Source organism: Cetobacterium sp. (genome assembly GCF_048470075.1).
In the GTDB taxonomy this organism is placed as follows: domain Bacteria; phylum Fusobacteriota; class Fusobacteriia; order Fusobacteriales; family Fusobacteriaceae; genus Cetobacterium_A.
In genome coordinates this window covers 1-2,944 of the sequence record NZ_DBGBQB010000239.1, presented here as the reverse complement: position 1 = coordinate 2,944, position 2,944 = coordinate 1, and the positions used below count along the sequence as shown (strand labels likewise).

At 30.9% G+C, this 2,944-nt stretch carries 4 protein-coding genes; 1 reads left to right on the top strand and 3 read right to left on the bottom strand.

Features of this window, described 5'->3' with window-relative positions; all coding sequences use genetic code 11:
- On the top strand, positions 1-1,142 hold a 1,142-nt coding region (locus tag ACMOUI_RS08470), incomplete at its 5' end, for an MFS transporter (RefSeq protein WP_418965287.1).
- On the opposite strand, the gene bioD is transcribed toward ACMOUI_RS08470, so the two are convergent.
- Genes bioD through ACMOUI_RS08455 form a run of 3 tightly spaced genes read right to left on the bottom strand, consistent with a single transcriptional unit; the run spans position 1,120 to position 2,934 of the window.
- The gene (gene bioD / locus ACMOUI_RS08465; protein ID WP_418965286.1) at positions 1,120-1,794 is read right to left on the bottom strand and encodes a dethiobiotin synthase; all 675 of its coding nucleotides are present in this window, start codon (positions 1,792-1,794) and stop codon (positions 1,120-1,122) included. The two genes, ACMOUI_RS08470 and bioD, sit on opposite strands and share 23 nt — an antisense overlap.
- The gene (bioB, locus tag ACMOUI_RS08460) at positions 1,784-2,773 is read right to left on the bottom strand and encodes a biotin synthase BioB (protein WP_418965285.1); all 990 of its coding nucleotides are present in this window, start codon (positions 2,771-2,773) and stop codon (positions 1,784-1,786) included. Before bioB ends, bioD begins: the two co-directional genes overlap by 11 nt.
- A gap of 20 nt (positions 2,774-2,793) precedes the next feature.
- Positions 2,794-2,934, bottom strand: coding sequence for a hypothetical protein (locus tag ACMOUI_RS08455; RefSeq protein ID WP_418965288.1), 141 nt, complete (start codon positions 2,932-2,934; stop codon positions 2,794-2,796).
- Positions 2,935-2,944: the final 10 nt, after the last annotated feature.

Here is a 2,944-nt window from a genome sequence, read left to right as displayed (position 1 = left end):
TAAAAAATGAATATATATTTCTATTAGCGAGAACTGTTTCATATCTTGGAAATAAACTTTTAGACTACTCTTTAGCTTTTTTTATACTTGATAAAACAGATAAAACCTTTGATTTAGCTATTTTATTTGCAGTGGGGATTCTTCCAGAGATTCTATTTAATTTTATTGGAGGAATAACAGGGGATATATTCAATAAAAAATATATCAATATAGTGTCTGATTTTATAAGGGCAGTAATTTTACTGCTATTCCTCCACTTTGTTAATTTGAGTTCCAGTGAGTATATGTATTCATTGGCTTTATTAAAAGTGGCTCTGTCATTTATAGGTGTATTTGTAGCTCCAGCTATAGATGGAATTATACCTGAGATAGTTTTACCAGAGAACCTTTTAAAATTTAATATGAAATATACCCTGTTTTTGGATGTGATAGATATAATTGCTCCATTGACAGTGGGATTTATATATCTGACTTTAGGTATGCACCATGTTTTATTACTTGATATTCTCTCCTTTATTATATCAGGAACTCTATTCTGCTTTATAGAGCTAGAAAAGATAGTTTCTTCAATGGAGATAGAAAAAAAGATAAAGTTCTTTTTAAATAGGGGTATCAATCTTATCTTAATAGAAAACTTTCTTTTTTCACTGGTTATTTACCCTGTATTAGATATATATATCATATACTATTTTACAAAGGTTCTTGGTTTTTCAGATTTTAAATATGGTCAATACCAGAGTCTACTCTATTTGATCTCTATTGTGACAACACTTTTTTTATTTAAAAAAATAGAAAAGATATCAAAAAAAAGAACATATATATTTTTGATACTTGCTTTGGGAATGCTTAGCTTATTTCAAAAAAAAATGTTTTTTTGTTTTATAGCCTTCGTTGTTTTAGATAATGTATCAAAGTTTATTAGAGCTAGATTAGATACAAAGTTACAATTGATATCTCCGCAGAGTAGCTTTGCTAAAATAAGTTCCATCTATTGGACAGTTAGTTCTATTGGGGTTATAACAGGAAACTTTATTCTGTCCAATGCCATAGATAAAAATTTGATATCAGCGTATTATACGGTTATAGCAGTTATAGTCTCTATTCTATTACTAATTAACTCTATCTTTCTAAAAAGGCAGTAAGAGTCTCTCTGGGGATAATTTTATCCCCATTTTTTACTATGAGATAATTTTTTATTCCACTTGTCTTTAAAACTACATCTATGTTGTCATTTTCATAAAACTCTCCAGTATAGTTATTAAAAACAATACCTTGGATCGGAATATTTTTCTCTTTTAAAAAACTAATTGTTAACATTGTATGGTTTATAGCTCCAACCTTTGTGGAACAAACAAGTATAACAGGTAAGTTTAAGTCTTTGACAAAATCAAACATAAAGTAATGACCTCTTATTATTGGAACATATATTCCACCAGCTGCTTCAATAAAGGTTGTATGGTATCTAGATTTTAAAGTTTTCCACTGATTGAAAATAGTTTCCATCTGAATGGGAATATTTTCTAGTTCAGATGCTAAATGTGGAGATACAGGAGTTTTAAAAAGATAGGTAACCATATCCTCCTTCAATTCAATATTACTAAAGTCACATAAAAATTTAGGGTCCAATGGGACTAAGTTATTGTTATTATCATAGTGACAACCTGTTTGGAAAGGTTTAAAATATCCGATATTCTCAGGTTGTAAAGACTTAAAAATAAGGGAAGACACATAGGTCTTCCCAATATCTGTATCTGTCCCTATAATGAAATAACCTGTTTTAAGTTTATTTATCAAGAACAAATCCCTCCTTAGTAACCATCTCTTTATCTGAGGCAATGGTACTTCCAGTTGTTGTTAAAAAATTTCCAGTTAAAGCGGAGTTAATTCCACCTCTTATACCTTGAACCTCTAAATCTCCCAGTTGAAGTCTTCCACCAGCATATCTTAAAGAGGAGTCTGGATTTATAAAACGGTATACAGCTATTGTTTTTATGATCTCCATAGGCTCTAAGGGCTCATAGTTTTCCATAGGAGTTCCGGCTATAGGCGTTAAAAAATTTAGTGGGATAGATTTAACATTTAAAGCCTTTAACTCAAAAGCCATATTAAGTCTATCCACTCTACTTTCTCCTAAACCAAAAATTCCCCCACTACAAACCTCTAGTCCCTCTTCTTGAGCGATTAAAACCGTGTTGACTCTATCTTGAAAAGTGTGGGTAGTACAGATTTTATCATAGAACTCTCTAGAAGTTTCTAAGTTGTGATGATAAGTTTTAACTCCGGCCTCTTTTAAAGCTTTTGCAGATTTTTTTGTAAGTAAACCATGAGAAGCACATAGATGAATATTGCTTTTACTGTTCATATATCTATATAGATCAGATACCTCTAAAGTCTCCTTTTCTGTAAGAAGTCCTCTACCACTAGTAACTAGTGCGAAACGATTAGCTCCCTCTTTTTCAACGGCTAAAGCTAGATTTAAAGCTTCCTCTTTATTTGTCAATGGATAAACAGGTGCAGAAGTTTTAAAATGCGCAGATTGAGCGCAGTATTTACAATCCTCTGGACATTTTCCAGATTTTGCATTCATAATAGTACAAAGATTAAATTTGTCTCCACAGAAGAACTTTCTAATCTCATTGGCACAACTAGAGAGATATAGAATATCCTCCAGTTGCGTTGTAGTATCTAAATCTATAAGCTTTTTAGCATCCTCAAAAGAGATTGAGTTACCATTAAGTACACTATTTTTTAAAGATAAAATAAAATTTTTCAAAAAATACTCACCTCATTTAATTATTTTTGATAAACATCAAGTTTGTTATATGGAATCTCAATTCCCTCTTGATCAAATCTCTTTTTAACAAGTTCTTGAAGATCAAAGAAAACATCCCAGTAATGCTCTTTTTTAGCCCAAACTCTCATAGTGAAATCCAAAGAGCTAGAG